General features: G+C 54.2%; 27 protein-coding genes and 1 riboswitch. Of the genes, 11 read left to right on the forward strand and 16 right to left on the reverse strand.

Annotated features, from left to right (window positions below; genetic code table 11):
* Nucleotides 1–58: 58 nt before the first annotated feature.
* From IDH45_RS31540 to IDH45_RS31550, 3 genes are all read right to left on the reverse strand, one after another.
* A complete protein-coding gene (locus tag IDH45_RS31540) occupies nucleotides 59–190 on the reverse strand; it encodes a paeninodin family lasso peptide (protein ID WP_190932129.1) in 132 nt (43 codons plus the stop codon).
* Nucleotides 150–2,138, reverse strand: a complete 1,989-nt coding sequence (locus IDH45_RS31545; RefSeq protein ID WP_190932130.1) for an asparagine synthase-related protein — start codon at nucleotides 2,136–2,138, stop codon at nucleotides 150–152. Before IDH45_RS31545 ends, IDH45_RS31540 begins: the two co-directional genes overlap by 41 nt.
* 287 nt (nucleotides 2,139–2,425) lie before the next feature.
* Nucleotides 2,426–2,590 (reverse strand): hypothetical protein, encoded by a 165-nt coding sequence (locus IDH45_RS31550; RefSeq protein ID WP_190932131.1) that lies wholly within the window; start codon nucleotides 2,588–2,590, stop codon nucleotides 2,426–2,428.
* Between the two features lie 408 nt (nucleotides 2,591–2,998).
* Here IDH45_RS31550 and IDH45_RS31555 point away from each other — a divergent pair, with 408 nt between their 5' ends.
* The gene (locus tag IDH45_RS31555) at nucleotides 2,999–3,367 is read left to right on the forward strand and encodes a helix-turn-helix domain-containing protein (RefSeq protein ID WP_190932157.1); all 369 of its coding nucleotides are present in this window, start codon (nucleotides 2,999–3,001) and stop codon (nucleotides 3,365–3,367) included.
* 209 nt (nucleotides 3,368–3,576) lie between these two features.
* Here IDH45_RS31555 and IDH45_RS31560 read toward each other — a convergent pair whose 3' ends face one another.
* Nucleotides 3,577–3,876 carry a YunC family protein gene (locus IDH45_RS31560; protein WP_190932132.1) on the reverse strand — a complete coding sequence of 100 codons (300 nt, stop codon included), beginning with the start codon at nucleotides 3,874–3,876 and terminating at the stop codon, nucleotides 3,577–3,579.
* Between the two features lie 200 nt (nucleotides 3,877–4,076).
* Here IDH45_RS31560 and IDH45_RS31565 point away from each other — a divergent pair, with 200 nt between their 5' ends.
* Nucleotides 4,077–4,682 (forward strand): hypothetical protein, encoded by a 606-nt coding sequence (locus IDH45_RS31565; RefSeq protein ID WP_190932133.1) that lies wholly within the window; start codon nucleotides 4,077–4,079, stop codon nucleotides 4,680–4,682.
* 178 nt (nucleotides 4,683–4,860) lie between these two features.
* On the opposite strand, the gene IDH45_RS31570 is transcribed toward IDH45_RS31565, so the two are convergent.
* Together IDH45_RS31570 and IDH45_RS31575 are read right to left on the reverse strand one after the other, a co-directional pair.
* A complete protein-coding gene (locus tag IDH45_RS31570) occupies nucleotides 4,861–5,304 on the reverse strand; it encodes a spore coat protein (protein WP_317891317.1) in 444 nt (147 codons plus the stop codon).
* A 14-nt stretch (nucleotides 5,305–5,318) separates the two neighbouring features.
* Nucleotides 5,319–5,561 carry a hypothetical protein gene (locus tag IDH45_RS31575; RefSeq protein WP_190932134.1) on the reverse strand — a complete coding sequence of 81 codons (243 nt, stop codon included), beginning with the start codon at nucleotides 5,559–5,561 and terminating at the stop codon, nucleotides 5,319–5,321.
* A gap of 205 nt (nucleotides 5,562–5,766) precedes the next feature.
* Between IDH45_RS31575 and IDH45_RS31580 the strand changes: the two genes are divergently transcribed.
* Nucleotides 5,767–6,999, forward strand: coding sequence for an NAD(P)/FAD-dependent oxidoreductase (locus tag IDH45_RS31580; protein WP_190932135.1), 1,233 nt, complete (start codon nucleotides 5,767–5,769; stop codon nucleotides 6,997–6,999).
* An 81-nt stretch (nucleotides 7,000–7,080) separates the two neighbouring features.
* A complete protein-coding gene (locus tag IDH45_RS31585) occupies nucleotides 7,081–7,386 on the forward strand; it encodes a hypothetical protein (RefSeq protein ID WP_190932136.1) in 306 nt (101 codons plus the stop codon).
* A gap of 114 nt (nucleotides 7,387–7,500) precedes the next feature.
* Here IDH45_RS31585 and IDH45_RS31590 read toward each other — a convergent pair whose 3' ends face one another.
* Nucleotides 7,501–7,878 (reverse strand): DUF423 domain-containing protein, encoded by a 378-nt coding sequence (locus IDH45_RS31590; protein WP_190932137.1) that lies wholly within the window; start codon nucleotides 7,876–7,878, stop codon nucleotides 7,501–7,503.
* Between the two features lie 150 nt (nucleotides 7,879–8,028).
* Here IDH45_RS31590 and IDH45_RS31595 point away from each other — a divergent pair, with 150 nt between their 5' ends.
* On the forward strand, nucleotides 8,029–8,478 hold the full coding sequence (locus IDH45_RS31595; RefSeq protein ID WP_190932138.1) for a hypothetical protein: 450 nt from the start codon (nucleotides 8,029–8,031) through the stop codon (nucleotides 8,476–8,478).
* A 268-nt stretch (nucleotides 8,479–8,746) separates the two neighbouring features.
* Nucleotides 8,747–9,187, forward strand: coding sequence for a hypothetical protein (locus tag IDH45_RS31600; RefSeq protein ID WP_190932139.1), 441 nt, complete (start codon nucleotides 8,747–8,749; stop codon nucleotides 9,185–9,187).
* Between the two features lie 133 nt (nucleotides 9,188–9,320).
* On the opposite strand, the gene IDH45_RS31605 is transcribed toward IDH45_RS31600, so the two are convergent.
* The 3 genes from IDH45_RS31605 to IDH45_RS31615 all read right to left on the reverse strand — a co-directional run bounded on the left by IDH45_RS31605 (nucleotide 9,321) and on the right by IDH45_RS31615 (nucleotide 11,163).
* Nucleotides 9,321–9,875: a peroxiredoxin gene (locus tag IDH45_RS31605; protein ID WP_190932140.1), complete on the reverse strand. Its 555-nt coding sequence runs from the start codon at nucleotides 9,873–9,875 to the stop codon at nucleotides 9,321–9,323.
* A gap of 76 nt (nucleotides 9,876–9,951) precedes the next feature.
* Complete coding sequence (locus IDH45_RS31610; RefSeq protein ID WP_190932141.1) at nucleotides 9,952–10,206, reverse strand: glutaredoxin family protein; 255 nt, start codon at nucleotides 10,204–10,206, stop codon at nucleotides 9,952–9,954.
* A 33-nt stretch (nucleotides 10,207–10,239) separates the two neighbouring features.
* Nucleotides 10,240–11,163, reverse strand: coding sequence for an NAD(P)/FAD-dependent oxidoreductase (locus tag IDH45_RS31615; protein WP_190932142.1), 924 nt, complete (start codon nucleotides 11,161–11,163; stop codon nucleotides 10,240–10,242).
* A 255-nt stretch (nucleotides 11,164–11,418) separates the two neighbouring features.
* On the opposite strand from IDH45_RS31615, the gene IDH45_RS31620 reads away from it, so the two are divergent.
* Complete coding sequence (locus IDH45_RS31620; protein WP_190932143.1) at nucleotides 11,419–11,631, forward strand: hypothetical protein; 213 nt, start codon at nucleotides 11,419–11,421, stop codon at nucleotides 11,629–11,631.
* Between the two features lie 590 nt (nucleotides 11,632–12,221).
* Here the strand turns inward: IDH45_RS31620 and IDH45_RS31625 are convergent.
* From IDH45_RS31625 to recQ, 3 genes are all read right to left on the reverse strand, one after another.
* Complete coding sequence (locus IDH45_RS31625; RefSeq protein WP_190932144.1) at nucleotides 12,222–13,034, reverse strand: sugar phosphate isomerase/epimerase family protein; 813 nt, start codon at nucleotides 13,032–13,034, stop codon at nucleotides 12,222–12,224.
* 172 nt (nucleotides 13,035–13,206) lie between these two features.
* Nucleotides 13,207–14,094, reverse strand: a complete 888-nt coding sequence (locus tag IDH45_RS31630) for a hypothetical protein (RefSeq protein ID WP_190932145.1) — start codon at nucleotides 14,092–14,094, stop codon at nucleotides 13,207–13,209.
* Between the two features lie 293 nt (nucleotides 14,095–14,387).
* Complete coding sequence (gene recQ / locus IDH45_RS31635; protein WP_190932159.1) at nucleotides 14,388–16,172, reverse strand: DNA helicase RecQ; 1,785 nt, start codon at nucleotides 16,170–16,172, stop codon at nucleotides 14,388–14,390.
* A gap of 323 nt (nucleotides 16,173–16,495) precedes the next feature.
* On the opposite strand from recQ, the gene IDH45_RS31640 reads away from it, so the two are divergent.
* Both IDH45_RS31640 and IDH45_RS31645 read left to right on the forward strand, forming a co-directional pair.
* Nucleotides 16,496–17,332, forward strand: coding sequence for a hypothetical protein (locus IDH45_RS31640; protein ID WP_190932146.1), 837 nt, complete (start codon nucleotides 16,496–16,498; stop codon nucleotides 17,330–17,332).
* A 117-nt stretch (nucleotides 17,333–17,449) separates the two neighbouring features.
* Nucleotides 17,450–19,951: an HAD family hydrolase gene (locus tag IDH45_RS31645; protein WP_190932147.1), complete on the forward strand. Its 2,502-nt coding sequence runs from the start codon at nucleotides 17,450–17,452 to the stop codon at nucleotides 19,949–19,951.
* A 94-nt stretch (nucleotides 19,952–20,045) separates the two neighbouring features.
* Here IDH45_RS31645 and IDH45_RS31650 read toward each other — a convergent pair whose 3' ends face one another.
* Nucleotides 20,046–20,864: a glycosyltransferase family 2 protein gene (locus IDH45_RS31650; protein WP_190932148.1), complete on the reverse strand. Its 819-nt coding sequence runs from the start codon at nucleotides 20,862–20,864 to the stop codon at nucleotides 20,046–20,048.
* Between the two features lie 109 nt (nucleotides 20,865–20,973).
* The gene (locus tag IDH45_RS31655) at nucleotides 20,974–22,071 is read right to left on the reverse strand and encodes an HD-GYP domain-containing protein (protein WP_190932149.1); all 1,098 of its coding nucleotides are present in this window, start codon (nucleotides 22,069–22,071) and stop codon (nucleotides 20,974–20,976) included.
* A gap of 144 nt (nucleotides 22,072–22,215) precedes the next feature.
* Nucleotides 22,216–22,302: riboswitch (cyclic di-GMP riboswitch) on the reverse strand.
* Between the two features lie 294 nt (nucleotides 22,303–22,596).
* Between IDH45_RS31655 and IDH45_RS31660 the strand changes: the two genes are divergently transcribed.
* Both IDH45_RS31660 and IDH45_RS31665 read left to right on the forward strand, forming a co-directional pair.
* Nucleotides 22,597–22,785: a hypothetical protein gene (locus tag IDH45_RS31660; protein WP_190932150.1), complete on the forward strand. Its 189-nt coding sequence runs from the start codon at nucleotides 22,597–22,599 to the stop codon at nucleotides 22,783–22,785.
* Nucleotides 22,786–22,926: 141 nt separating this feature from the next.
* Nucleotides 22,927–23,475, forward strand: a complete 549-nt coding sequence (locus tag IDH45_RS31665) for a DoxX family protein (RefSeq protein WP_190932151.1) — start codon at nucleotides 22,927–22,929, stop codon at nucleotides 23,473–23,475.
* Between the two features lie 89 nt (nucleotides 23,476–23,564).
* On the opposite strand, the gene IDH45_RS31670 is transcribed toward IDH45_RS31665, so the two are convergent.
* Nucleotides 23,565–25,467: SbcC/MukB-like Walker B domain-containing protein (locus IDH45_RS31670; protein ID WP_317891318.1), on the reverse strand; the 1,903-nt coding region annotated here is incomplete at its 5' end.

Here is a 25,467-nt window from a genome sequence, read left to right on the forward strand (position 1 = left end):
AAAAGGGGCCCCTATACAGGTTATGTATAAGGGCTCGGATTCTCATAATAAGTACGGTTTAGGAATCGTAAAGATCCCCGTCCAGCTTGCCGCCAACCCATGTCCAGTCGACTTTCGTCGAACCGATACCGGACATCGTCATGCTGACGTCAAGGACTTCCAATGTAGGAGCCTGCCACTCTTTTTTCATACGTTTCACCTCCCTCCGTTGCATGCAGCCGTTTTATAAACCGGAACGCGATTAAACTTCGCATCAAAAACCTTACGTCCGAATCGAAAGCCTGCTCCGGGCGCGGAGCGTCGCCGATCCGGGCCAAAGCTTGGTCGATTGCGGCGATGTTTAAATAGGCCGATGCGCCGGTACCCTTGGATAACTCGCGAAGCTCGTCAGTAAACAATCCCCACGCAGGCAGCATCCGATGCAGCCAATCCGCTCCTTGCACCCCGCGGGTCCGTTGATTCAGCCGCACTTTGTCGGGCAAGTACGGCTTCGAGGCTCTCCGGATTAACGACCGGTCGTATCCGTTCTGGACAAACTGGTCGAGCGGCAACGATAAGCAGAACCGTACGACTCGGGCATCACTGCTAGGGTCGCGCTCCCATACCGAATGACGCAGCGACAGCTTCGTGCAGGAAGCTCCCCGCATATTTTGAACGGCCAGGTTGTGGAAGAAGCTTTCCCTTTCATTCATCATGCTGACGCTGGATTCGAGGCCGATATCCTGATCCTTCAACCGTTCATACACGTTCGTTTTCTCGGCGAAATCCGGATGAATCATCGAAACAATATCCATCTGGCCGATCGAGCGGTGCGTAGGGCGGAAGAACGCATACTTGCCGAGCCGTTTGATTAAGTTCAGCCGGCCCATCCGCATATTTCTGCTGTAAGGCTTCAGCTCGCGATAAAAACGGACCCAGCGAAGCTTCCTTAATAAATGGACGTAATATTCGGCCGCCGACCCCCACGAGATGGAGAAGTTCCCGGCTGCGCCTGTAAGCAGGATGCCCACCCCTTGTCTCGAAGCTTCTTCATAGATTCCTTTTATCCAATGCGAGTTTTCGAAATTTTTGTAAGGCGCCTGAAGCACATCCAGCCAATCATCCACTTCCGAAAACGGACTCAGGTCCGGGAAGTCCAAATAATTTTCCGTAATATTGCCTACGAAACCAACCGTTTCCTGAATAAACGGACGTTCGTCCGCCATCCGGCTCGCTGATGTCCAATCGACAAAATCGGGAGCGGGAATCGTGCTGAACGCATGCAGCGGCCTTCCTTCCCGTCGAAGGAGTTTGGCGGCCGCACCCGCGACCAGGCCCGAATCCAGGCCGCCGCTTAATGTCGCTCCCACCTTCCGATGGGTGCGCAGTCTGCAGGCAACCGCTTTTTCAAATACGTCCCGAAACGCTTCTTCGTAGTCCTCATTCGAAGGCAAGCGCAGCCGGGTCTCAGGCACAAGCGTCCCGTACCTCGTCAGCTCGATTCTTCCGCTTCTCATCACGAAAGAATGGGAGGCCGGGATTTGATTAATATGTTTGTACGCCGTGGCATGTATATCCGTATTATCCAGCATCGTCGGGATCGCGAGATATTGCGCAAGCCACACTTCATCAGGCTCCGCCTTCACACCGGGAATCGCGAACAGGGGCGAGATCGTCGTACAAAACGCGGCCCTTTCCGGATTGCGGTGATAGTACAACGTCCGGCTGCCGAATAAATCCCTCGCTCCGAACAAACTTTGATTTTTCCGGTCCCAGATGAGAAAGGCGAAGTCGCCGAGCAAAAACTTCGGAGTATCCGTGCCCCACTTCATGTAAGCGTCCAGGATCAGTTCACTGTCGGTAATCTGCTCCCGTCTCCCCGCTTCGATCTGCAGCTGCTGAAATAACTCGTCGCGATTATCGAGGATCGCGTCCGCCGTTATCGCGAGCCGGGCTTCATCCCGGTAGAGAGGCAGCCGCTCGCCAACCGATTGGGGCGTGATCCATTGGGCATGACAGCCAAGAAAAACAGTTCCGTCATTCCAAGCACCCTGATCGTCAGCAGGATACGGTTCAAGAGCCTGCATCATCCGTCTTCCTTCGTCCTGGAGCTTTCCAGACGCTTCACGATCGTATACAATACCGACTAGTGCACTCATGATTCCCCCTGCAGCATTTGAAGCAATGTTGTCGTCCTCGGATTTATGTTATGATACATTTTGTATATTGTCAATCTAATTTGATACAAATAGTATCATTATGATTATAAGGACTCACTATTGGTTCTTTTTTCCTATTTCATCAAGCGTCGTAAATTGCCGTTTGAAAAGGGGATATGAATACTATATTAGCCGGCGCTGCGATTATGCGCGCTGAACTCAAAAACGGAACGAACCCGGATCTTGGAATCCGGAGCCGGCTCTTACGCGATACTGCCGATCCCCAGCTACTCTCGGTTCTTCTCGGCCTGCTGCTTGAGCTGCGCTTCCTCCCCATTTGCCGCGCTTATTTGAACCCGATCCGTTTCCTTAAACGAGCTCTCCTGCAGCCTGGATAAAAACTGGTAAACTTTCTTCGTTTCAATCTCCAGGTGCCTCATTACTTCCAACACATCGATTTCCCTCTTCTCGGCCATTTTCTCCCCCAAAAATGTAGATCTGATCTTCATCAATTTTGGCGTGCAATGAGTCATCTAATGTTGTAAAATATGAAATGATTTGCTCATCAACAATATCGAACCGAACAGGTATGTAGTTATAGAGTTATGATACTTTTGTATCAACAATTCAATTTTAGATACACAACGTATCAAAGTCAAGCGTTATCCCTTTCCTTTTTCCGTCTTTTTCAAAAAAATCAAATTCAATCCATCCGGAGTTCCTAACGTCAGTATATCAAGGGAATATTTAGTCGCTTCCGTTTGCTAGATTACGAAATTTATATCGTTCGTCTTGTTTTACTGTTATGCCAGTGGGTATACTACTATTATCGGATTTCGAACTTAGGGGGACAGACGATGATGAAATGTGGGGATAGAATAGCATATCTTCGCGAGAAGAGGGGCCTTACGCAAGAGGAATTATCTCATAAACTCGGGATCTCTCGCGCCTCCCTATCCCACTACGAAACCAATCGTAGAGAGCCGGACTATGAGACTTTGCGGAACATAGCCAACTATTTTGACATATCTCTGGATTATTTGCTGGGCCGAACCAACGATCCTTACTCGGAGCTGGATAAGGACGTACGGGATTTCGTAGACAGCCTGGAACTATCCGACGAGAACATCTTGGAGAAATTCAGCCTTACGGTAGACGGAAGGAAGCTTTCGGTTGAAGAAGCCAAACGGTTCATTGCTTTTATTCGAGCGGAGCGTTCCTTCAAATAAAACTCTATATGTTGCTTTTTATCCTTCCAAGAGGTCGTCAGGTTCCATGAGGACTTCTTCTTTATGTTTCATTGATACAAAATGGACCAGCAATCTTTCCCTATTAATTAGTATATGAGAAACAGAAAGGGATGGAAACTATTCTTTTTGTCAGAACTAAAAAACAAAGAGTAAATCGCCTTTGCCTTAGCGACTTACTCTCTCTCCCCTCACATCCGTAAAACCGCATCCCGCCCCTTCATTCCCGGCACAATGCCTAACCGCTCCGCTTCGTGGGTGACGGACTCCAAGGGAGCGTCGAGCAGCTCGTCGAGCGTGCGGACACCGGTAGCCCGGCCAGCGATGATATTTCGATCCTTCAGCCGATCGTTCAGCAGCCCGATGTCCAAGGCGCCGCACATGATGTAGCCCCGGTCCGTGGTGACTGCAATCAGCGTCGTTTTCGGCAAGGAAACGGTAATGCCGATTACGGTACGCCCCTCTATCACGATAGGTTTCGCTTCAATCATTCCAGACGGTTCTCCTTTCGCCTCCAGGTTGGTATCAGCATATGCAAGCGCTGCCCGCTTAGTCCGGTCTTTCGCCCAGTTCGAGCCGGATCTGCTTGGCGGCGGAAGGCAGGAGCGTAAGCGGATTTCCGGTTACTTGAAACCGTGTTTTTTGATATACTAAGGACTACATACCTATTGAATAATTCCGGAGTGAGACCATGGGACCAGAAAAGTCCAAATTTGAGAAAAAAAAACATTTATTCCAAGTGGAGATTTTGGTTGAAGAACCTACCCATATGATGGCACTGGCTGCTCTGCTGCAAGCGTTGAATCATCCCCACGTAGCGGATTTCCGGATTATGCAGGGCATTCAGTTCGGCAAGGAAATCGAGAAAACGTTAAAGGAGAACAAGGGTGAGCGGTTCGCGATTCCTCCCCATCAAGCGGCCCCTGTTAAGGTTCCGCCGCCGAACGGTCCGGAGAAAGATCGTCCTGACAAGCCGGAGCCGAATCCCGCTGGGGAGAAATCGCTGATCGGCGAGCCTGCCGACGGCAAAACGAAAGAGCCCGCTCCAATGAAAAAAACGGACTCTCCGGCTGGCAACCTCAAATCCAGCTTAAGCTTCGACAATTTGTCCGATGTTCAAGCCAAAGGCACGCTCGTTCGAATCGTGGCGGTGAAGGAGAAAGGAATCAGACTGAGCATCCCTTGCCGGATTCTCCGATTCGACGCGGCCGGGCAGCAACTGACGATTTACCACGTGGATGAAAAGAAAGTGTATTCGTTTAACTTGAACGAAATCGAAGATATTATTACCGGTTGATGACGGAGCGCATACGAAACGGGCTGGTCGTACAGGTCTGAAAACCTGACGATCAGCCCGTTTTCTAACGTTTAAAGCGGTAAATTAAAACATTCTTTACCAAGGAAAGCTTCCGCTTACGCAGGGTCATTCGTCGTGGAAAGAGCTTCGTTTAGAAGCTTTTCTTACATCCGGCGAATCAATTGTAAGGCATATGCTGCTGCTGTTGGTGCTGGGGTTGCTGATAGTTGTTCGCGAACATCGGTGCCTGCTGCGCATAGCCCTGCTTGCTTGCGGACATTTTTTGCTGAACGAATTGAGACGTTTTCTGCCCGTCTTGGCTGTACTGTTTCAACTGCTTGTCGATTTCCTGACGCAGCACTGGAGAGGCGGTATTATACATATTCTGCTGCTTCATCAGGGTGTAAAGCCGGCCCTGCATGGTCAGGGTGCTCGTTGTCAGCTCCGTAAACATTTGACGGATCGCAGGGCAATTCGATTCAGTCGTGGCGGTCGTGTATTCGCGAACCGAACGTTTCAGCTCGCATAAGATCGTGTACAGCAAGTCCTGCTCCGGCATAAACGAACCGCTTTGTTGCTGTTGTTGTTGTTGTTGCTGTTGTTGCTGCATGGTTGAGTACAAGACGCTTCTCCTCCTTATTGGGAAGTCCCCGGCTGCTGCGGAGCCAAGTTCATATGATGCTGCAAGCTGTTCAGCAGGGTGTGATAATGCTGCTCATGGGTATGAAGCATATCCAGGCAAATATTGCGTACCTGCGGGTTGTTCGCCGTCGAAGCAGTAGCTGCGCAAAGCTTGATCAGCAAATCCTCGTTCGACATCGTATCCGCTACGTATTCGAGTTCCTTGGCCGTTAACGGCTGTAGCCCATTCATCTGCATATTTGATTCCCTCCCTTCGAAAGTTCCATTGATTAAGATGCCCCAGCCGATTTCTCCTTATGTATGCATGTGCACTCACCGCCTGTACATACTAACGTACAAAGTCAGAAGCAAATTCCGTTTCCGTAAAAATGGTCTGAAGCTCTACTTTCCCGTTTCGTTTCACTTATTAGCCCCGACTATCTTTAGAAAGAGTGTGCTTATTATGGAGTTGTATTCCGGTCAATCGTGCTGGATCGATACGCTTCCCGCGCCCCCCGCCTTTGCGGCGCTCGATCAGGACATCTCGTGCGACGTTGCGATTATTGGCGCAGGCTGCACCGGGGCACTATGCGCTTATGAGCTTGTCAGGCATGGCCTGGACGTGATCGTGGTAGACAAACGGAAGGCAGCCTCGGGAAGTTCTTGCATGAATACAGGTCTCTTGCAATATATCAGCGATAAGCCGCTGTCCGCTTGTATCCATTCTTTTGGTGCAGAGCAGGCAGTCCGCTTTTACTCCTTATGCCGCGAGGCGGTCAGCGAACTACAGCATTTATGCTCCAGTATCGAGGGTGCGGATTTCGTAAGAAGAGATAGTCTGTATGTAGCGAGCCGTCCGGAGGATGCAGCCGCTTTGAAGAAGGAATGCGGGATCTTAACCGGGTACGGATTCGATGCAGAGTATTGGGGCGAGCGGACGACCGCCTCGCGATTCGCTTTCGGCAAGGCGGCTCTTTATTCCCGGGGCGATGCCGAGCTGAACCCTTATCGTTTCGTCAACGGTTTGCTTGCAGCGATCGGGCGGCAAGGCGGGCGGATCTATGAGCATACGGAAGTGAAGCGGCATACAACGAGTCCGGACAGCATTACGCTTTATACGGATAAGTGGAAAATACGGGCGAGATACGTCGTTTTCGCCTCGGGATACGAAACTCAGGAGCGGATGGTGAATCCGAACGCCGTACTTTCGAGCACATTTGCGATCGCCACTCAGCCTCTGGACAGCTTTCCGGACTGGCCGCATCGCTGCCTGATCTGGGAAACGGCCAGACCTTATATGTATATCCGCACGACGGCGGATAACCGGATTATCGCCGGAGGATTCGACGAGCGGACAAACATCGCGGAAGAACGCAACCGGATGCTGCCGCACAAAGCTTCAATGCTGCTCGAGAAGTTGCACGGGATGTTTCCGCGGCTTCCGGAACTGCGTGCCAGCTACAGCTGGGCGGCGGCATTCGGCAGCACCCACGACGGTCTCCCGATGATCGGGCCTCACCCCTCCTCCCCGCGATGTTTCCTGGCACTCGGGTACGGCGGGAATGGAACGGTGTACAGCAAGATCGCAGCATCCATCCTGAGCGGCCTTATCGTGAATGGCGGCCACCCCGATGCGGAACTGTTTCGGGTCGATCGTCCGAGCCGGACGCTCTCGCCCGCCTCATCGAACCAATGATTGCCGCGGATAGATAGGTGTCCAAGCATCGGGCGGCAGACCTGCATACTATGAGGTAGCCTGGCGAAGGGAGGAACACCTGTGCAGTCTACCGTGAAAAGACAAGATGTGAAGAAACTGATAGGGAAACCGATCTATGCGGTGAAAAAAGATGGTGCGGTCGTAACAGGTCTTCTGAAAAGCTTGAACGGCAACCGGCTGGTCCTTGAACGGCCAAAAGGCAAAGGAGTAAGGACAAAAGCGGTAATCCCGCTCGTCCTGTTCGACCTGTTGGCCATCGGCACTTACGGAGGATACGGCGGATACGGTTATGGCGGTTATGGAGGATACGGCGGGTACGGATACGGCGGATACCCGTACGGAGGTTATCCCGGTTTGTTCTGGTAATAGAAGCTTCTTGCGAGCAGAACGGATTCAGCTTCGCTGATAACTCTTGATAAAAAGGACCGAAAGCGTCTGAAGGCTGCTGCCTCTCGCTTCCGGTCCGTTTTTTTAAACACTTTATTGGTTAGACTTCCGCGCGGCCAGTGCCAGGAAAAGCCAGCCGAGCATAAACGATACTCCGCCAAAAGGCGTAATGATTCCAAGCTTGGTTATTTCGGTAACGGCCATCACATATAAGCTGCCTGAGAACAAAACGATTCCGATCAACATAAACAGTCCAGCCCGGGAAAGCCATTTGGATTCGCCGAGCTTCCCTGCCGCCAGACCGATAACAATCAAGCCAAGCGCGTGGGCGATATGGTATTGGACTCCCGTCTGATAAGCGGACATCAGATTGGCTTCCAGCTTGTCCTCAAGGCCGTGAGCGCCGAACGCTCCCAGCGCCACCGCAAGCAGCATCGCGATGGCCCCCCAGCTTACATATTTGCGAAGCATACATCCAGCTCCCTTTCCTTTTTTGCTCTTATACATCCAGCATACAGGAACACACCATGCAGCGCCAGCGAACATTCCGTGAACCGGTTGACATCGGCGCTTTCCTTACTTTACAGTAGAATGGTAGCTGATAATTAAAGGAGTTTACCGATGGAACAAAGGCCAAATGACGTTCAGAACAACCCGGTGCCGGCGAACGATCCACATCTGACCGGTGCCTCTTACATGCCCCCCGCCCAACCGCTTAAGCATTCCGGACTCGGGATTGCTTCGTTTATCATTTCCGTAACGATGCTGGGCGCAATCATCCTGTCTTTTGTAGTTATGACTAGCCTGGCGGCCGACTTAATAACCGGCGGCGGGCTGCCGGACGAACAAATGCTGCTTGAGAAATCGCCAATCCTTATCTTATTCGTATTTCTTATTCTAGGCGCACTCGTGCTCGATATCGTCGGAGGCGTTCTCGGAATCGTCTCTCTGTTTCAAAAAGAACGGAAAAAGGTGTTCGGCATCTTGGGCACGATTTTTTGCTTTTTACCGATAGTCGGCTTCTTTCTGCTCTTTTTGATCGGACTTGTACTATCCGGACAAGCGGTGTAAAGGCAAAGCCGGTTTTATGCTATATAAGTTGAACTAAAGATCTTCGATGGCAAAACCCAATGTAGTGGAGAAAAGAAATTAGCTTGAAAGCGAGTTTTGGCTTTGAGTGTCAACCGTCCGGAGGCCAATTCAATCCGAGACACTCAAAACAAGATGTCTGAAGCTTCAAGCAATTTTTTTCGCATCGAAATGGACTTCAACTTTCATTTGTCAACTTATATAGTCGTTCCGCTATTTCAAACAGCTTACCGATAAGGCGGTGATCTAGATGTTGCCCAAAGCTTGGACACAATGGCTGGTCCGGCTAACCGAAACTTTCGGGTTCCATGGGAACAAAGGCAAGCAGCCGTACAGCTCGATGATCGGACGCCCGATGGCAACGCTGCTGCTGCTGTCCATGGTGCTCCCGGGCTTCGAGGGAACGGCGGAAGGGGCGGCCCGATTGAACGCTTCCGTCTCGTTTACCGACCGGCATATCGTCATCCGCAACACCGGCGCGGCCGTCTGGAAGCAGGCGAAAATATCCATCGACGGCGACTATGCTTACAGAGCCGAATGGGTGCCGCGCGGAACGATATCGATCGCTTATGCGGAAATTGTCGACGCAGCCGGGGAAGCGTATGAGCCGCGGCCTGGGGTCCATCCCCATGTCCGGATCGAGGTTTCGGCAGCGGACGGGAAACCGGTTATATTCGAACGATACCGATAACGCTGCGCCAAAATCAAAAGACGCTTCCCGCCACTTCGGAGTGGAGGAGGAAGCGTCTTTTTTGTGCCCAATGGACCCTATCTGATCGTGAAGATCACAGGCTTGTGATAATTGAGCCCCAGCGGCAGGCCGATTACAGCGTCTTCTGGCCCGGCTTCCAGTTGGCCGGACACAATCCGCCCGCTTGCAGCGCCTGCAGCACGCGCAGCGTCTCGTCGACGCTGCGCCCGACGTTCATATCCGTTACGACCTGATAGCGCAAAATACCTTCCGGATCGATGATGAACAGCCCGCGATGAGCAACGCCGGACTTCTCGTCGAGTACGCCGTATGCGCTCGCAGTCTCCCTCGTAACGTCGCCGGCCATCGGGTAGCGGATCGGGCCGATGCCGTTGCGGTCCCGAGGCGTGTCCATCCAGGCGCGGTGCGTATACACGCTGTCGACGGATACACCGACTATCTCGCAATCCAGATCGAGGAACTCCTCGTACCGGTCGCTAAAGGCAATGATCTCAGTCGGACATACGAACGTAAAATCGAACGGCCAGAAAAACAGCATCACCCATTTTCCTTTGTAATCCTCCAGTTTAACGTTCTCCTCAAGCGTCTCCACGTTTTTGGTCGAAGGCAGGTTAAAAGCCGGCGCAGGTTGTCCCATTTTGGCCAAAGCTTGTACAGTTGTTGTCATAGCTACGATTCCTCCTGATGTTGGGTAATGGTATTCCTAGTGAAATGGTTATGAACAATAGCGGAGATCCGCCCCGTTAATTGGCGGCTGCAGCGTCCGCCACCGCGGCAAGCGCTTTGCGGATGCGGCTCGGGTTAAGACCGAGAATGTGCATGTCTCCGATGACCGTTACAGGCACCGACATCAAGCCCATGCTCTCCAACTGCTCCGCATGCTCAGGATTCGTATCGATGTTGCGTTCCTCGTAGGTGATGCCCTGGTCTTTCAAATATTGTTTCAATTGCCCGCAGTAGTGGCAGTTTGTGCTGGAATATACGATTGCAGTTGACATGAATACACACCCTCCTTATCCGGATATCGGCTTTTATTTATACTGCGGCAGCACTTGCGTCCGCTTATGAATATATTTATCGACGGCCATTGCCGCGATCGCACCGTCCGCCGCAGCGACAACCGCTTGCTTGACCGGCGTCCTGCGGACTTCCCCCGCGCCGAATACGCCCGGTATCGGCGACTGCATCAGGGAATCGAGAATCATAAAACCTTCGTCGTCGAGCGGCACTTGCTCTTTGATCAGCTCCGTGCCCGGCTTGCTCCCGGACAAAAATACAAAGACGCCGTCCGCTTCAAGAATCCGCTCTTCGCCGCCCGCAGTACGAATCTTCACTCCCTCGACGCTTCGTTCGCCGACGATCTCGAGCGGTCTTGTCCGAAACATCCACTCCGTCCCCGGCAGTTCCGGCGCATGATCCACACCCTGCAGCTCAGCGCGGGGCACCAGGAACGTAATCCGGCTTGCGAATTTGGATAAGGCGGCCGCTTCCTCCAAGGCTTCCTCGGAATCGCCGATGACGATGACCGGCCGGCCTGTGAAAAAGGCACCGTCGCAAGTGGCGCAAATGCTGACTCCTTTGCCGAGCAAGCGCTCTTCACCAGGAATCATCCGATTGCGTCCCTTGGAACCGGTAGCAAAAATGACGGCTTTCGCCTCAAATACCCCGTCCGCCGTAAATACAGTCTTGATCTCATCCTCCACATCAACCGCCGTTATCGTGGTCTGAATGTATTCCGCCCCGAATGCCGACGCTTGACGGCGAAATGTTTCGAGCAGCTCCTTGCCGCTCCATTCGCCCTCTATGCCCGGGTAATTGGCGATTTTGTGAGTTAAGGCCAAAGCTCCCGTGAATGGAGCTTTATCGATCACTAGCGTCTTTAAATTTCCTCTGGCCGTATAAATCGCAGCAGAAGAACCTGCCGGACCACCGCCGATAATAATGACATCGTACATTCGTTCACCCCTCACCAGTGAAAAATAACTATCTGTTAATAATGATTATAAACTATATCTAATTAAAGTCAATACTTATTTAGAATTATTATAAATAATAAACATCCTTCTATGACTCTCTTGGATAACATTCACAAGGAAAGTAAAAATCTATTATTTTTCGATACAATACGAATCATTATTATTGGCAAATCCTTCATTATGTGATACGATACGTATCAGAATGTAGAACCGAAGCACTAGGGAGGGACAGTAATGCCTAGAAAAAGAGTATACTCGGATGAAGAAAGGCGCAAACGGCATTGCGAAGCAAGCCGAAAATATCGGGAAGCCAATTTAGAGAAAGTTAGCGCTTACAATAAGAAATGGAAAGCGGAAAACTGGGAATATTACAGCGAATATAACCGGGAATATTTGCGCAGGTGGCGGCAGCGGAAAAAGATGGGGAACACTACGACCACTACATAGCCGCAGCTTTAGCCTTATCCTGCATACCCCACGGCCGGGCCAGAAGGCATGCTGCTTGTTGCGGGCGGTTCACAAAATTCGTTCACTCACTCACTCACTCACTCACTCACTCATTCATTCAGGATATCCGGTATGTAAAGAAGGAACTTACAATCCTCATTCTTTCCAGAGTCCAAATAAAAAAAACCGTCCGGAAAAGCGTCCGGACGGTTCTTTGACGTGCAAATCGTTGCACGTGGAAAGGAATGGGTACCATCGCTCCTGCAGCTCTCCCTCAGTTGTGTTTTCTTCCATGCGGTGGTATGGCTAACGAACCTAGCAACCGTTATCAGAGCCGAATGCGGGCGTTTGAATATCTAAAGAACTCATGTATTGTTATTTCAACAAATCGAATCGTTTTTTCCACTTGCGGTTCAATAACGATGCTTCGATTCGTTACGTCTGGAATAACGTCGTTTTTCAGCCATAAGCACGATCCGATTCGTTAGTCCACGAAATTTTATAAATTCTGTTATATGTCGAAAAAAGAGCCTTAGCTGTTCACGGCTGCCGCCGGTTCCAGCTGGCTCTTCTCCCATTTCTTCGGTCCTCTATCCGCGTACCGTACCGTTCATCCATCCGCCGCTCCGAAGCTCGGCGACCGATTCCTTGACGCACAGCTCGCCTTCCGCTCCGAAATATTCGAAGGAGAGAAAACCTTCATAACCTTTGCTGCGCAGCATCTCGCACAGCTTGACGTTGTCCACGTCGCCGACCAACACCGTCGAAGGCTTGCGGCTTTCCGGAGCGTCCAGCTTCCAGAAGTAGTTTTTGATATGTACATGGTCGGTATAATCGTAAAACGCTTCCAGCGCTTCCGCCTGATCGGTCCGTTCCAGATATAAATTGAAGCCGTCGAACAACAGACGCAGTCTTGGGTGGTCCGCATCTACAATAATGCGCCGCATCGACTCGATGCTGTCCGCAAACGTATTGTTATGCATCTCCAGCCCCAAGTTCACTCCGTACCGGTCTGCAAGGTCCAGCGCCTGCTTCAGTGTCTGAATCGCACGATTCCACAACTCCTCCGAAGCTTCGGCCGACGGAAGATGGCCCAGAAATATCCGGACCAGCGGACTGCCGAACCGGACGGCATATTGAGCCGCTTTCTCGACAGCCGCCAAACTTTCCGCACGTTCTTCGTCACTTTTTGTAAAATGCGTATACGGACTAATCGCCGGCACCTGCCAGCCGCTGCTGCGAATCTCGTCCACCAGCCCGTCGACGGCTCCGCAACGTTCTGCATATTCGTCTATATGCCCTGTCCACAGCTCGACGCCGTCCAGTCCGAGCTCGCGGACGCGGTTTAATACATACTCCACCGGCTTATCCCGGTTTCCTGTAGAGCATAGACTCCATTTCATCGCACGTACCTCCAGTCCCTCTGCCGATTCCGCTTCGGCCTTCCTCCATTTGCAAGAGGAGCCGGCCGTCGCCAGCAATCGTTTACTTCATTGTAAGGGAACGGACTTTCCGGCAGCAAGGCTTGGAATCGTCTTTATCTCGTCCAAAATGTCGCGAGAATCAAGGGCGTCTTCACACAAATTGCTTGTAAAGCTCAAGCAGCCGGTCGAGACTCGGTTTGCCGCTCAGAATAACTTGCCGCATCCGTGCCTCCCGCCGGTCCCCCGCCTGCAACTGGCCGCCGAACAAAGTGAAATAAAGGGCGTTGTGCCGTCTGATGCTGTCGTTTTCCTCCGGGCTGGAATAGGTGATGCCGATCGCTCCGCACTCCGCCGGGTCCGCCATCTGCACGACGTGCACGTCTTCGTTGCCCATGACGGCAATCGGCCTTCCATAATACGGACCTGTGACGAAGTGGGCAATCGGCTTCCCGCTTTTCTCGTCAAGCCATCTGCCGTCCAGATGAGTATGCGCCGCTTCGTTATCCCGCGGAAAATAAACGTAGTGTCCTTTGATGTAAGGATGATCTTCCACTTTCAGCAGATGCAGATCCGAATCGTCCTTTTTGCCCGGCCAGTTCGGCAATACGGCGTAAGGCTCGAGAAGGAAATCGAAATAAGACGATACCGTAAGCTCGTGCCCGGACAACGGATTAACCGCTTCAATCGTTATGCGCAGATCGATCGTAGAAGCGTCCGCGATCGTATAAACCGCTTCCATCCGGCACGGGTTCGCCTCCGTCGGCTCCCATTGCAGACGAATGCCGTTTGCGGTTTCCCCGCTTACGACGAACGGTTCGCTTCGGGCAATCGCGCGAAGACGGCCTTCATTCATGATCCGGTACAAATTCAGCACGTAATACGGTTCCCGGACCAGATCATATCCGATTCCAGGCAACCGGCAAGATACGAGCCCGTGTTTGCCTTTGTCTGCTCCGAGCACAATATCCGTATCGTCCAGCCGGAACGAATATCTTTTGTCCCCTTCTATTCTTTCCCCGGCACCATTCTTCACGTCCATCTTCATCCCTTCCGTTTGATAGATAGTTTCGTCTCCATCATATAGGAAAAAAGAGGAAAGCAGAAGTAAAAGATTTCCGATTTTCCCCGGTAAAAAAGGCGGATACTGCGCAAATCCTGCCATTCTCTGTACAAATGGCAGCAAAAAGAGCGAAAACGACTCCCTCCGCATCGGCCCCAGCCAGGGCGACCGTTCGAGAATGTTTTCCGCTCTTGAGAGTAAGGATCATAGGAAGGATTCATGCCTAAGCCGCCGACACGCCGTTTCCCCAATCTGCCATCATTTACTGAAGACTAACCGTTCCCGGCAGCCGAATGTTCGCTTATGCAAGAGAGGAATGCATGGCCGTACTTGTCGTACTTGACCTTGCCGATCCCTTTAACGGTTAGCATCTCTTCTTCCGTTGCCGGCATTACGATGCACAGCTCCCGCAAGGTAGCGTCGTGGAATATCGTAAACGGGGGCACCCGCTCCCGGTCGGCGAACGTTTTGCGCAGCTGGCGCAGCTTCTCGAACAGCGCTTCGTCCCCGGTATCGGCCGAACGGGAGGCGGAACGCGCGACAGGGGTCACCCTCTGGAACACCTGCTCCTTCCCTTCCAGCACCCCTCTCGCTTCGTTCGTCAGCGTCAAGACCGGATACTGGCTGTCGGTCAGCCGCATATAACCGTCCGCTACAAGCACGTTGATCAGGTTGACAATCTCTTTCTCCTTGCGCGCACTTAATGCTCCGTAAGTAGGCAAACGTTCGAAGCCGAATTGGCGCACCTTGGCGTCGTTAGCCCCGCGCAGCACTTTGGCCGTGAGCGTAATGCCGAACCGCTGCTTCATCCGGGCGACGCATGAAAATATTTTTTGCGCTTCCAGCGTCACGTCCTCGACCTCCCGGTCGTCCGTACAGCTGCCGCATCTGCCGCAGCTTTGCCCGTCGGAATCGCCGAAATAGCGGACGATGTACCGCTGCAGACATTCCGTCGTATGGCAGTATTCCACCATCCCGTGCAGGTTGCCGTATTCGATCGCTTTCCGGTCCTCATCGCTTTCGCCCTGCTCGATCAGAAACTTCTGCGTCATCACGTCCTGCGGCGCGTACAACAGGATGCATTCCCCCGGCTCGCCGTCGCGGCCGGCCCGTCCCGCCTCCTGGTAATACGATTCCACATTTTTCGGGATATTGTAATGAATGACGTACCTGACGTTTGATTTGTCGATCCCCATGCCGAACGCGTTGGTAGCGACCATCACTTTCAGCTCGTCGTACAGGAACAGCTCCTGGTTGCGGACCCGCTCCTCGTCCGGCAGGCCGGCATGGTATCGCCCCGCCCGGATCCCGAGCTTGACGAGGTAGTTGCAGCATTCCTCCACCTCTCGGCGGGTGGAAGCGTAGATAATGCCGCAATCGCCGGAACGCCCCCGTACATAGTCGGCCAAGTACGCCTTTTTGTCGATTCCCTTCATCACGAAAAAGCTCAGATTGTCCCGGGCATAACCGGTCGTTACACGGAGCGGATCGTTCAGCCGCAAATGCCGGACGATGTCCGCCTTCACCTTGTCCGTAGCGGTCGCCGTAAAGGCGGCGATGATCGGCCTCGGCTTAATCACGTCGAGCAGCCGGCTGATCGCCATGTAGCTCGGCCGGAAGTCATGGCCCCACTGGGATACGCAGTGCGCTTCATCGACGGCGACGAACGGGATATTCAGCTCCGCGAGCAGCCGGACGAACCGGTCGGATTCCAGCCGCTCCGGCGCCACGTAGACGAGTTTGTACCGCCCGCCCGCAATGTCCCGGAACCTTGCGTTCAGCTCCTGTACCGTCAGCGTGCTGTTGATAAAGGTAGTCGGGATGCCCGACTGATTGAGCGTATCGACCTGGTCTTTCATAAGCGAGATCAGCGGCGATACGACAAGCGTCACTCCGTCCATCACAGCCGCCGGCACCTGGTAGCAGACAGACTTCCCCGCTCCCGTAGGCATGACGCCAAGAGCGTCACGGCCTTCGAGAATGCCGGAAATGAGAGTCTCCTGTCCCTTTTTGAACGTATCGTAGCCAAAATGCGTTTTTAATACCGCTCTCGCCATCTGTTGCGCGGTCACGTCAGATTCCCTCCGCTTCCTGTTGAAATTCTCCGACTTCCACTATACCACATCTCGGTCGGACCGTTGAATGGAAAGTGCAAAAGGCGCTACCCCGGCGATGAAACCAACCTCATTCCTTCCCCGGTCTACCATTGGGCCGGCACTCTTGACAGCCCTTCATATTTGAGATATATTTTACAAAAATATGAATTTCCTATTGGGACGCTTACGACGGAAGCACCGGTGAAGTGAGGCAGAGATGCCTTGCTTTCCGGTGCTTTTTTGCCGTTCGCCGGCGGACTTTGGGGAAGAAGGAGGAATGAAACGTGCGAGGAAAACGCATGGGAAAAAAGTTCCGGCTGCTGGCCGCCCTGATCGCCGCGGTTCTGATTTTGCATTCGTTTCCGGTAACCGTGGCGGCTGCTGGTTATGAGCTGTCGGCGACGATGAAAAAATCGTTTGACAAAATGGCGGATGCCGCCGGCGGTACGCTCCAACGAAATCTCGGCTCCCATTACGGCGAGCTGACCGCTCTGCAGCAAGAGCATCGGAAGCGCGATGCGGACAGCAAAGAGCTGCGAATCCGCAACGACGAAGCGCTGAAGGTCCTCCGGCAGCAAATCAAACAGCTCGACGAGAGTTTTCTCGCGGAATTAAAACGCCGCGTCGACGACACGAAGGCGCGGTACAAGCCGATGCTGGACTTGTATACGTCGATCAATCAGCAAATCACGACGGCCAAGAAGCTGCACAGTAAAGAGTGGGCGGCTATCCTGCAAATTCAGGCAACCGGCATGAAAGCCGCCGTTCAGCTCGCCAAGCAGGATATCCGGAACAAAGAAGCTCAGTTAACCGCCGCCAAAGGACAAACATCCGCCAAGCAGAAAAAAATACGGGAGACGCTGGCAGCTCTCGAACCCGTCGATGTCAAAATGCGGACGCACCGCGAAGCCGTCACCCGTCTAAACAAGCAGGTCGCCGCCGACTGGAAGATGTTCACTCCGCATGTGAAGCAGCAGGACGCCAAAGCTTCGTCGGAAGCGCTATCCGCCTTGCTGATCCGGCTGCGCCAAATATCCGATCATAAGCGGAGCTTGTACGATCTGGAGGCGGAGACGACGGTTATTATCAATAAAGCGAAAACACAGTTATCCAAGCTTTGAAAGTATAGAGAGGTAGTAGACGGACGGCCCTTACCCGGCAAAATACGGGTTGCTTCCGGTCCCCCGCAAGTCTAGACTTAAGGATAAAGAAGCTTCAACCGGGGGAGGAAACAGGCCATGGGATCGGCCGAACTCGGGGACATCCCCGAGCAGCATTTGTGGAAAAGAGATATCGTTTTACGGCGTCTGGAGCCTCTAATCGGCGGGTTGCGTCTAATCAGCTTCGATGTATTCGATACGCTGCTGTTTCGATGCTGCTCCAGGCCGGCGGACGTATTCGAACGTACCGCCAGGAAGGCGGCGCAGCTCGGGCTGTTTACCCGGCCGACAACCGCCGCACAGTTTCGCGCACTTCGGATGTCAGCCGAAAAGCTCGCCCGCGAACAGGACGTCTCCGGGTTCGGAGAAACGACGCTGGAACGGATCTACGAGCATATGCCCGTACAGCTCGGCGACCGAATCCGGCTCCTGCAGCTTGAACTCGAAACGGAACGCGAGCTGATCTTCGTCAATCCGTATGCCGCTTCGCTGATCCGCTTCTGCAAGGACAACGGCATCGGCGTCGCGCTATTGAGCGATATGTATTTATCAAGCGAACAGATCGCGTCCTTCCTGACCGCCAACGGTATGGACGCCTCGCTGCTGGATGCCGTACTCGTCTCTTCCGAGGAAGGGTTCGGGAAACGTTCGGGCCGTCTGTACGATTCGCTGCTGGGCGCGTTCCCGGACATAAACCGCACGGAGCTCGTTCATATCGGGGATAACGAGGCTGCCGACGTTGAAGGTGCGGCCAGACGGGGAATCGCCGCCATTCACTACACGCTTATACCGGAGACGATCGAAAGCCCGTTTCATTGGGAGTCGGTGCGGCACGGCCCTGTCCTTCCGGCGATCGCCGCAGTCCGGAAGCTGGCGGGGGCGACAATGCCGGCAGCGGTTCTTCATCCCGAAGAAGAGATGAACATTGTGGAAGAACCCGCGCTTGATTCGTTGGAGACTGGTGCGCGATCGTTTTTTTACCGCTTCGGCGCAGAGATACTCGGGCCGTTCGTTCAAGGCTTCTGCGACTGGGTGATCGACCAGTGCGTCGCAGCGGGACGACGGGAGATCCATCCGCTTATGAGAGAAGCGCACCTGCTGGGGCCGGCGCTGGAGAGAGCGGCACGCAGACGGGGACTGTCCATAAGCGTCCAGCCGCTGTATGTCTCGAGACAAGCTACGCTGCTCGCTTCCATGAACGATTTTACCGACCGGGAGCTTGATCAAGTACTGGGGCTCGGCCATATAACGGTTGGTGAAGTATTCCATATGCTCGGAGTCGAAGCGGCTTCGCTGACCGTCGAACTTCCCGTACTGGCGGACTTGCTGTCCACGCCGGTGGAGGAACTGCACTCCGTACGGTTCGGAGAAACTAACGATCGTTCTTGGCACAACACTCTCCGGCGTCTGCTGCTGCAGCCTTACGCCAGACAACTTGCGCTCCGGTCCATCCGTATACAGCGGGAGCGGCTGCTGGAGCATATCCGGCAGCAATGCGGTAGCCCGGACCGGTTAATAACCGTCGATCTCGGCTTTAACGGCACGATTCAGGCCGCCATCGATGCGGCTTATACGCTTGAACGCCAAAAAGGCGATTCCATCCATCTGCTTGCCGTGGGCACGGAGCGCGCCGCGCTGCAATTATTTCGCGGGACAGATATACGCTGCTGGATCGGCCCCGACACGGCCGGCGGTATCGCCCGGCGGTTCGCGCGCAGTCCGGGACTGATCGAAGAGTTGATGATGGGGGATTTCGGCTCGACCCTCCGTTACGAGAGAAACGATGACGGCTCGATCGTCCCCGTGACGGCCAAGCTGAACATTCCTGCCGAACAGTTGGAGTATAAGCGCGCTTGCCAGGCAGGCGTGATGGTGTTCCAGAGCTGGTACAGCGTCTGGCAGAAGGCAAAGCCCGGCTTGACAGCCACCGCCGGTCATCCGCTCGAGTGGAGCCTGCCGCTGCACCGCGTGCTGGATATGCCGACACCGGAGGAAGCGTCCAGACTTGGCGATCTGGTCCATCAGGATAACTTTGGAGGGGTGCAGACGATCCGGCTGTGCGAGCCGTTATCGGTCGAATGGGAGACGCGCGGCGGAGATTACCTGATCGACCTGAGCAGCTTCGGACCGGATACGGCCAACGTATTTTGGCCTCAAGGCCTCGTAACGCGCAGCGAGCCGTACCGGCTGTACGTATCGTTTTTGCGGCTGCGGGACGCCTATGGCAGCGCCGTTATCGCTTTTAACACGATGTACAAGCTGCGACGGGAAGGGATTCGCAGCGCGATGCTTCTGGGCAAAGGCGAGTTCGCCGAACGGCTGCTTCAGGAAGCGCTGCTTCAAGGAATCCGGATAGAACGGGTCCTTGATTCCGAACCAGCCGTACAGACAAGAGCGGATGACACAACAATCGATACGCTGCCTCCGGCTTGGGAAGAAACGATTCGTACGGATCGCTCCGGGTATACCTACGTAATCGCAACGCTCGTCCGTGTGCAAAGCTGCAGGCGGATGCTGACAGACAGTTATTCGCGGCTTAATCCGGCTGTCAGGCCGCAAGTGATCGAACCGTTTGTCTAGCTTTCGTTGATTGACCCGATTGTGCACAAAAAAGCGGAGACAGCCGTCACCTTTTCAGGAACAGCTTGATCTCCGCTTTATCTTCCGATCCCGCCTACGCCCTGCCGATGGCCGCGTATCTCGAGCGGAAGGGCTTCCCGTCCCACAAGACGGTCGTATCGGCACGCCGGCTTTGAACCTCCGGTTCCTCTAGGAGCAGGAAAAAATTTTTCGCAGGCAGCTCGCCCAGTCCGTGTTTGGCCGACAGTTGATTCAAGTAGGCCTTCATATCCTCAAGCTGACCGGACAAATTGCCGCCATCCTGCGAGAAGGCGTACAACACGCCGGCGATCGGCACCCGCTTGACACGATGCTTCTCGGAGACGCGCAGAAAAAAATCCCAGTCCCAGTAATGATACACTTGCTCGTCGAACGAGCCGACAGACTCATGCACGATTTTGCGGTACAGACTGCCTGACGGGACGAAGGTGGAGAACTGCCGCATAGCGGCCAGATCGTGTTCATACGCAAATTCCATACGATGAATAGGCACTCGCGCACCGTCCTGCCATACCAGATTGACGATCTCGGCATCGGAGAACACCATATCGGCGCCCTCTATATGCTTCATCATCGTCTCGATATGGGAAGGCACAAGAAGGTCATCGTCATCGCAAGGCATGATGTAATCCCCATCCGCGTATTGGAGCCCGATATTGCGTGCCCGCACATGCTTCCGGTTCGTCTCCAGGTTAACGATCCGAATGTCCAGCTCCGGATACAAGCTGCAAACCGGCTCGACCGGAACGCCGTTGTCGTTCACGACGACTACCTGCAGCCGTTTGTAGGTTTGGCGGCTGACCGCCTCCAGCAGCTCTCCCAACTCGCCAAGCCGGTTATAGGTCGGCGTCAATACGGATACAAGTGGCAGCATCGCAGATCCCCCGTTCCTTTCCTTATCTTCCGAGCAGAATGCTGCTATTATACCATAGCCTGACCGGAGACGGGACGGAACGAATAATTCCAGATAGTCGGCGTCCCGGCTAGCCGACGATTTCTTTAATTTTAAGCGCGCTTGTTTTGCTCAGATCGATAAATTCGGTATCCAGTGATACGAGCGGACTGGTCGGATAATTGGCGTTGATCAGCACGATTTTCCCTCGCCGTTCGTCGGTTAATATGATCTCGCTTCCGACCTGGGCGGACATTAGACGATTCAGGAACGTCATGCCGATCTTCGAATCGAACCGGTTCTGCAATATATCCGCATGCAGCTTCTGAATAACCTCATAAAAAGGAAGCGCAGGGCACCCTGTACGATCGGTCGTCATCGTTAAGTATACGTCCGCTAAAGCGACGATTTTGCTGAACAGATGGATATCCGCGCTTTTGAGCCTGGACGGGTAACCGCTGCCGTCCTCACGCTCATGGTGCTGCAGGGCGACAAGCGCCACGCAGGGATCGAGTTCCGACTCTTTGAGCAGCTCGTATCCGATGACGGTATGCTGTTTCAAAATCTGGAATTCGTGCGGCGCCAGTTCCGTCGTTTTGTTCAGCAGAGCGCTGGGGAGCTTGACCGTGCCGATGTCGCACAGGCTGGCGGCCATCGCCAGAGTCGTCACTTCCTTCTCATCCAGCTGCAGCCAGCGCCCCAGCATCGCGGCGATAAACGCAGTGCCGATACTATGCTTGAAGCGAAAATCGCCCTCCGCCTTCAGCTCGGCGAACAGCTTGTAGATGTTCCGGTTTTGCGTCGCTCCCATAATCGCCGGCAGCAAGTTGGACTCCATTTCGGAAACAGGAATAGTTCCGGTATGCAAAACGCATTTCTCAATTTCCTGCATTTTGGCATCCGCCCGTTTTACGAATTCGACCGTATTCTCCGCCGCTGGCCTGACCTCGGCAGCTTGCTTGGTCAACTCCGCTGCAGGCTGTTCTTCCTTCCATACCGGTCTGGAATCTTCCTCTAGCTCGACGGCTGCTGCGCGAATATCAAACAAATCGATATGAAAGTTTTGCAGCTTCTCGATATGTCCTTCGGTAAGAACCGTATCCACAGGAACGAGCATCATTCCCTTGGCGCTTATCACATTATGTAGCAGTTTTTTTCCGATCAAGTCTTCATATCGGTCGTACCGCATATCCGGATACTCCTCCTCGAAATTGTGAAGAAATCGCTTACATTGCGGAAGCTACAGTCGCCAAATGACAGACGCATAAAAGAATCCCAACTTCAAAGAAGCCAGGACCGGTTTTATAACGTGAATTATAAAATTTCCCTATGCTTCGGCAGCCCAGCCGCCATCGGTTTAACAACCGGAAGGCCTGCAGCTTTGCGTCCCTACCTTTCGATAAGTTTGCCTTTTCGACTATATTCCCCATCATAATCCATTCGACCAAGAAAATCTATCCTTTCTTTGGCTGTTTTTGGTTATAAAGGCTCTGTTCAATAGGACCAATTGGCCATTGTACAATTAAGGTTCGCCAGTTTAAGGGGCCCAATAATTACCCCTACGCAAGACTCACCTCTGATATCTTTTATTTTCCCCGAATTTTTAAGCCGCCGGGCCCGTTTCGCATCCCAAAGCCCCGCTGTAGCTGGAGTTCAAAATTATTTTCAAAAAAGGGTTATGCTTGTGATTTAAATCACATGTTATTCGCAAAACATGTGGTACATTAAAGACGTGGAAAGGAAAACCAAAGAAAGCGAAAAACAAGCAGGTGATACCCACAACGCAAGCAGCAAGCCCATCACCGGCGAGAAGAGCGCACAAGAAAGGAAGATGCGTCATGCGGCACTTGAAACCGGCCATGCTTCGATCCCGATCCAGCCGACAGCGAAAACCAACCGATAAGTGAATCTTCCGGAACTAGAAAGGTTTCACGCCAACGGTGCAAAAGGATAACACAAATTCATTCAACATCGATCCAAAACCTTTTTTACACCCTATATTGTGAAAAAGTTCACATTATAATCCCATGAGGAGCTGATCACCATGTTGTTCAAATTTTGGAGAGAAAATCGTTACGCCGCTGCCATGCTGCTTATCATCCGGTTGTACCTTGGCTGGGATTGGATGACAGCCGGCTGGGGGAAATTGACCGGAGGGTTCGACGCCGGAGGGTTCCTGAAAAACGCCATTGCCAAGCCGGTAGTCGATAAAGCGACAGGCGGCGCGATGTACCCGACCTTCACCGCATTCCTTGACAACTTTGCGATGCCGAACGTGAAACTGATCAACTTCCTGATCCCGCTCGGTGAATTCCTGGTCGGACTCGGCCTTATCGTAGGGGCTCTGACGACAGCAGCCGCCTTCTTCGGACTGATGATGAACTTCATGTTCCTCTTCGCCGGAACGGTAAGCACCAACCCTTGGATGGTTCTGATCGGTACGCTCATCCTGGTCGGCGGAACAAACGCCGGCAAATACGGAGTCGACTACTACCTGATGCCGCTGCTGCATAAAGCCGTTGCACACTTCAAAAAAGACAAAAAAACGAAAGGCGGAACGCTCGGCGGCACTCACACGCCACTGAACGTGTAACCTGAACGGTAAGCCAAATCGCCCCCGCTGCCATCACAGCGGGGGCGATTTTTTGGTGTTCCGGTTCCAGGGTAATAACGACGAGCCGGTTATTTTAACACAAACTCCGTGCGGCTATACCCCTCCCTCGTCTTGCGCACTTCGAGTACGGCAGGGAACGCATCCTTCAACTCCTGCACGTGGGAGATCACGCCGATCGTCCGGCCTGCCTTTTGCAGGTCGACCAGCGTGGCGACCGCTTTGCCGAGCGATTCTTCGTCCAGCGAGCCGAAGCCTTCGTCGATAAACATCATTTCGATCGTGACGCCGCCCTGATGAGACTGGATGACATCGGTCATCCCCAGCGCCAGACAAAGGGAAGCGTTAAACTTCTCGCCGCCGGACAACGTTTTGACGTCGCGGTTTTGCCCCGTATAAGCATCGTAAACGTCGAGTCCAAGGCCGCTTTGCTTGCCGCCCTTCTCCAAGCGGTCGCTGCGCTGCAGCATAAACTGTCCGTTGGACAAGTTCGATAGCCGGGCATTGGCCGCCTGCAAGATCTGCTCCAAATATTCGATCAGTATGTATCGCTCGAACGATATTTTAAGCGGGTTGTCGCCTTTGATCATCTGGTACAGGTCCATCACCTGCTCGAGACGCTCTTCGAGCTCGCGGGTTTTGCCTTGCGCCGCCTCGATCGACCGACTCAGCCGTTCGGCCTCCTGACGGTACCGCTCGGCCGTCTGAATCTCGGCCAGCACCTGCTCCAGCTCGCGCTTCTGCTCCGCCAGCGCCGCGCTCATCGCATCGGTGTCGGCCGGCTCGCGCCCGGCAAGCTCCCGCTCCAGCTCGGCCATCTGCTCGGCCAGCGCCGCGACCGATTGGCGGAACGCCTCAATCCGTTCGCGCAGCGCCAGACGCTCCGCCTCCGCCAGCCTTGCCTCCACATATTCGGCCGGCGAGGCGAACCCGCTCTCCGCCAGCTCCAGCCGGAACCGCTCCCCGGCCTGCCGCAGGTTGCTCTCCGCCTCTTCCAGCTGCGCGGCCATCTGGACTTCGCCCGCCTTCTCGGCGGCAAGCTTCGTCTGTGCCGCTTGCAGGCGCTGCTGCGCTTCCTTCCAGGCCGCTTCGAGCTGGGCGACGTGCGCGCTTTGCGCTTTCAGCCGCCGCTCCAGCAGATCCGGCGACCGCAGCTCCTCCGGAATGCGCTCCAGCTCTTTTGCGAGCAGCGACTGCTTCGAGCCGCTCTCCACCGCAAGCTGCTGCTGGCGCTGCTGCAGATCGTCCTTGCCCTTCAACTGCTCATCCAGCTTCCGGTCTAGCAGCGCTTCTTCCTGCCGCAGCGCTGGCAGCGAAGCGGCAAGCTGCTTCAGCTTGTCCGTCTCGGCTCGCAGCTTCTTGCCCTCGGCCTCCAGCCGCGCGTATTGCTCCGCCAGGGCTGCCGGCTCGATCCCGTGCTCGGACGCCTCCCTCGCCCCGGCGTCCCAGCCGGTCCGCGCCGCCGCCGCTTGCGCCTTCGCTGCGCTGAACTCCTGCTCCGCATGACGCAGCGACTCTTTCGCCTGCTGCAGCGCCTCGCGCGACGGAAGCGCCTCCCCTGCGGCCGCTTTGCTCGGATGCTCGGCGCTTCCGCATACCGGGCAAGGCTTGCCGTCGTGCAAATGCGCCGCCAGCAAGCTCGCCTGCCCTTCGATCCAGAGCGTCTCGAGCCGGTCGTGCTCCGCCCGCATTCGCCGAAGCTCGCGCTCCTGCTCGCCTTCGAGCCGGCCGAGCTCGCCGAGCCGCTTCTCGAGCTCGCTCAGCTCCTTCAGCAGCCGCGCCTGCTGCCGCATCCGCTCGAGCGCCTCGAGCCGCTCCGGCAACGCCGCCGTCTCGGCTTCGGCCGCGTGGCGCCGCTCGGCGCACGCCCGCTTCGCTTCGCGGACGCCGGCCAGCGCCGCCTCGGCCGCTGTCAGCTTCGCGCGGCCGGCCCGCTCCTCACCGGCGAGCCGCTCCGCTTCGCGCCGCAGCGCG

Source organism: Paenibacillus oceani (assembly GCF_014705615.1).
Lineage (GTDB): Bacteria > Bacillota > Bacilli > Paenibacillales > NBRC-103111 > Paenibacillus_AB > Paenibacillus_AB oceani.

Excerpts from the sequence above, each read along its gene's own strand:
- IDH45_RS31660 (WP_190932150.1), top strand. The coding sequence starts at position 22,597 with ATGTGGTACATTAAAGACGTGGAAAGGAAAACCAAAGAAAGCGAAAAA.
- IDH45_RS31650 (WP_190932148.1), bottom strand. The coding sequence starts at position 20,864 with ATGCTGCCACTTGTATCCGTATTGACGCCGACCTATAACCGGCTTGGC.
- IDH45_RS31565 (WP_190932133.1), top strand. The coding sequence starts at position 4,077 with ATGGGACCAGAAAAGTCCAAATTTGAGAAAAAAAAACATTTATTCCAA.
- IDH45_RS31600 (WP_190932139.1), top strand. The coding sequence starts at position 8,747 with ATGTTGCCCAAAGCTTGGACACAATGGCTGGTCCGGCTAACCGAAACT.
- IDH45_RS31605 (WP_190932140.1), bottom strand. The coding sequence starts at position 9,875 with ATGACAACAACTGTACAAGCTTTGGCCAAAATGGGACAACCTGCGCCG.
- IDH45_RS31540 (WP_190932129.1), bottom strand. The coding sequence starts at position 190 with ATGAAAAAAGAGTGGCAGGCTCCTACATTGGAAGTCCTTGACGTCAGC.
- IDH45_RS31545 (WP_190932130.1), bottom strand. The coding sequence starts at position 2,138 with ATGAGTGCACTAGTCGGTATTGTATACGATCGTGAAGCGTCTGGAAAG.
- IDH45_RS31665 (WP_190932151.1), top strand. The coding sequence starts at position 22,927 with ATGTTGTTCAAATTTTGGAGAGAAAATCGTTACGCCGCTGCCATGCTG.
- IDH45_RS31560 (WP_190932132.1), bottom strand. The coding sequence starts at position 3,876 with ATGATTGAAGCGAAACCTATCGTGATAGAGGGGCGTACCGTAATCGGC.
- IDH45_RS31655 (WP_190932149.1), bottom strand. The coding sequence starts at position 22,071 with ATGCGGTACGACCGATATGAAGACTTGATCGGAAAAAAACTGCTACAT.
- IDH45_RS31590 (WP_190932137.1), bottom strand. The coding sequence starts at position 7,878 with ATGCTTCGCAAATATGTAAGCTGGGGGGCCATCGCGATGCTGCTTGCG.
- IDH45_RS31630 (WP_190932145.1), bottom strand. The coding sequence starts at position 14,094 with ATGGACGTGAAGAATGGTGCCGGGGAAAGAATAGAAGGGGACAAAAGA.
- IDH45_RS31610 (WP_190932141.1), bottom strand. The coding sequence starts at position 10,206 with ATGTCAACTGCAATCGTATATTCCAGCACAAACTGCCACTACTGCGGG.
- IDH45_RS31620 (WP_190932143.1), top strand. The coding sequence starts at position 11,419 with ATGCCTAGAAAAAGAGTATACTCGGATGAAGAAAGGCGCAAACGGCAT.
- IDH45_RS31555 (WP_190932157.1), top strand. The coding sequence starts at position 2,999 with ATGAAATGTGGGGATAGAATAGCATATCTTCGCGAGAAGAGGGGCCTT.
- IDH45_RS31625 (WP_190932144.1), bottom strand. The coding sequence starts at position 13,034 with ATGAAATGGAGTCTATGCTCTACAGGAAACCGGGATAAGCCGGTGGAG.
- IDH45_RS31580 (WP_190932135.1), top strand. The coding sequence starts at position 5,767 with ATGGAGTTGTATTCCGGTCAATCGTGCTGGATCGATACGCTTCCCGCG.
- IDH45_RS31645 (WP_190932147.1), top strand. The coding sequence starts at position 17,450 with ATGGGATCGGCCGAACTCGGGGACATCCCCGAGCAGCATTTGTGGAAA.
- recQ (WP_190932159.1), bottom strand. The coding sequence starts at position 16,172 with ATGGCGAGAGCGGTATTAAAAACGCATTTTGGCTACGATACGTTCAAA.
- IDH45_RS31615 (WP_190932142.1), bottom strand. The coding sequence starts at position 11,163 with ATGTACGATGTCATTATTATCGGCGGTGGTCCGGCAGGTTCTTCTGCT.
- IDH45_RS31595 (WP_190932138.1), top strand. The coding sequence starts at position 8,029 with ATGGAACAAAGGCCAAATGACGTTCAGAACAACCCGGTGCCGGCGAAC.
- IDH45_RS31575 (WP_190932134.1), bottom strand. The coding sequence starts at position 5,561 with ATGCAGATGAATGGGCTACAGCCGTTAACGGCCAAGGAACTCGAATAC.